The 2,572-nt window shown below is 36.3% G+C and carries 3 protein-coding genes; all 3 read right to left on the reverse strand.

Annotated features, from left to right (window positions below; translation table 11 throughout):
* The coding region (locus K6C05_RS03130) for a topoisomerase DNA-binding C4 zinc finger domain-containing protein (protein WP_296731114.1) at positions 1-616 on the reverse strand (616 nt) is incomplete at its 3' end.
* A 186-nt stretch (positions 617-802) separates the two neighbouring features.
* Positions 803-2,200, reverse strand: a complete 1,398-nt coding sequence (locus K6C05_RS03135) for a P-loop NTPase fold protein (RefSeq protein WP_296731116.1) — start codon at positions 2,198-2,200, stop codon at positions 803-805.
* Positions 2,201-2,291: 91 nt separating this feature from the next.
* Positions 2,292-2,477, reverse strand: coding sequence for a hypothetical protein (locus K6C05_RS03140; RefSeq protein WP_296731118.1), 186 nt, complete (start codon positions 2,475-2,477; stop codon positions 2,292-2,294).
* Between the last annotated feature and the right edge of the window lie 95 nt (positions 2,478-2,572).

Consider the following 2,572-nt stretch of genomic DNA (forward strand, 5'->3'; position numbering starts at 1 on the left):
TGCAGTATGCTTTATAATCAATATTTTGTTTATATATTTTATTTACAAAATCATTATATCCCTGGTCCTTATCGTCAGTAGAGATAACTGCAATCCTAATCTTACTTCTAGGGATGAAGATTTTCTTATCCTTTTTCTCTATGAATTTTACATCATTTAGCCATTCTTTCTTCTTGCATACGTATGAATTTTCGTTTTCAAGCGTTATGTCATTAGCAGAATTACACTGCAATTGTAATTTTCCATTGTAGATTTTCAAGCGTCCAGCAACATGTATTTTACTGCCATCAGTCACCCGAATATGCTCTCCAACCTTGAGAGGCACAACAACATTTAACATAGTCACGGGCGTTTCACCATATGAACTTATAAGATCAATAAAAACTCGATTCTCCAACAATTTAGATTTGCCAACAGCATATTTACAATCAGGATAACCCGAACAACTCCAGAATTCACCATGTATCCCATTTCGTATTGTTAATTCCTTCCCACACTCCGGGCAATAATTTTTTACTTCGATTTCAGACGATACCCTGCATACATCACCTTCGATATCAATATTATCAAGTATCGTATTTTCCTTAAGATCGCTAAAAAGCTCCGTAAGAGTCATATCCTGTCACACTTCCTTTGTATATTTGCACTTCATTTTCTACATCCATGAAATTAGTCGATTTAAGCAACAAACTTATATCGTACAATTCACTACTTTTACTCCCATTCACTCCTCTTATTTTTCTGCTTCCAAATCAACTATTAATCATATAACACTCTTCCTGCAATACACTAATTAAGGCGTTTATCGCATCATTTCCACCAATCGTGCAAACTGTTTCAATTTCTCTATATTTTTATGATACTCTTCTCTCATACCATCTGCCTTATCCCCAAAATCGAACAAAAAACGCTCTTGTTCTATAACACCACACCAATAGCCAACCAAATAATCCCTGAATAAAACCTCACGCTCGAACAAGAACAACTTCGCACCATCTTCTTCTCCATATAGAGACCGATACATATTGTATCTCTCCGATTTAACCAAATCGTTAAAAAGCTTACTCATGTTTTTAGGCAAAATCTTTGCTTCTTCAGCCATTGGAGCGACGCCTTCTTTGAAATACATCTTCAACAAAACATTTCCGTCAATTAAACTATCACGTCTTGAAGCATCGTCTACTACTCTACATTCCTTATATTCTTTTGCAATCAGCCACAACAACTCAAAGCAAAAAATATCTATTCGTCCTTCCTCCGCTGAGAAAACCAGCGAGTGTATCAATTGCGCCTTTTCCCAGATTTTCTCTGTAGTTCGAATATCCAGTCCTAAAAATAGCATCTTTAAAAAGTTAATAACCTCATCACGCGTGGCCAGTTCTTTCACCGGATACTGAGCTAAAACTTCATTATATTTTTCTACAATTTTCTCCGATACAGTGCCACAATCCAACTTTAGTGAAAATGATATTATCTTTTTCAAATATTTATCTGTGAGAATTCCTTCCCCATACAATTTATGTACAGTTTCTTCTAACTGTCCTGCATTCACAGCTAACACCACAACGTAACTGCTTCCCAAAAACAAATGATGCAATCGTTCAAGTATTTTTATTTGATATGGCGGAAGGCAACGATCCAATTCATCTACGAGCAGAATAAGTTTTTTATCCCCTGAAACCTTCACCATTAATCCTCGCAAGCAATACAACGCGGTCTTTAATCCGGAAAGCAAATCATAGGCACTATCCGCTTTTTCTCTCCCCAATGCCTTTTCATATTCCTTTTTCCCTAACTCAACCAGATCAAACCCCAGTCTATCCTTAACATACTGCCCTGCAACTTCCTTCAAACAGCTCCCAATAAAATCCACAGCTGCACGCGCAGATAATTTTAACATCTCGGTCTTCCAAATTTTTGAATAAATCTGATCAAGAAAACTTGCTACAATTGCCATCAATGGCTCATCATAATAATCATATTCCCAACAGTTATACCGTAAAACCAAGCAATCTTGTTCACCATTCAATATTTCTTCCACTCGGTCAAGGATAAAGCTTTTACCAATGCCCCACTGCCCCTCAACTGCAAAAGTCATGCCTTGATTATTTACCTTTAATCGTTGAACAATAGACATAACTTGTCCAATAAATTCTTCCCGCTCCAAAACATCAACTATTGTATTTATTTTTTCGCCCATCTATATTCCCCCATTATCCAATAATCCTGCCCTGCATTCAAAATCCTTACTCTTCCAAACTTTTTCTTGTAAGCAGTAGTTTCCCACACACTTACTTTGCCATCTTATATATAAGCCATTTCATTTGACTCTTCTCAAAATGACTGAAATATCCATCGCAGACAGCCTGTATATAGCCTTGTGCCTGCATATCATTGGGAGATAATGTTTTGTCAAAATCACAACATATAGCTAAAACCGGCTTCTTCTCTTTCGGTCTTCTGTTAGCAGCTTCCATAAATAAATACCTCCCATTTCGTAAAAGCTAAAACCAAGATTATATCAAGCCATATAATATAATAGCATTTTCTGGGCAGAAAAAGAGTTTTATCA

The sequence above is a fragment of the Anaerovibrio sp. genome (assembly GCF_024697385.1).
In the GTDB taxonomy this organism is placed as follows: Bacteria; Bacillota; Negativicutes; order Selenomonadales; family Selenomonadaceae; genus Anaerovibrio.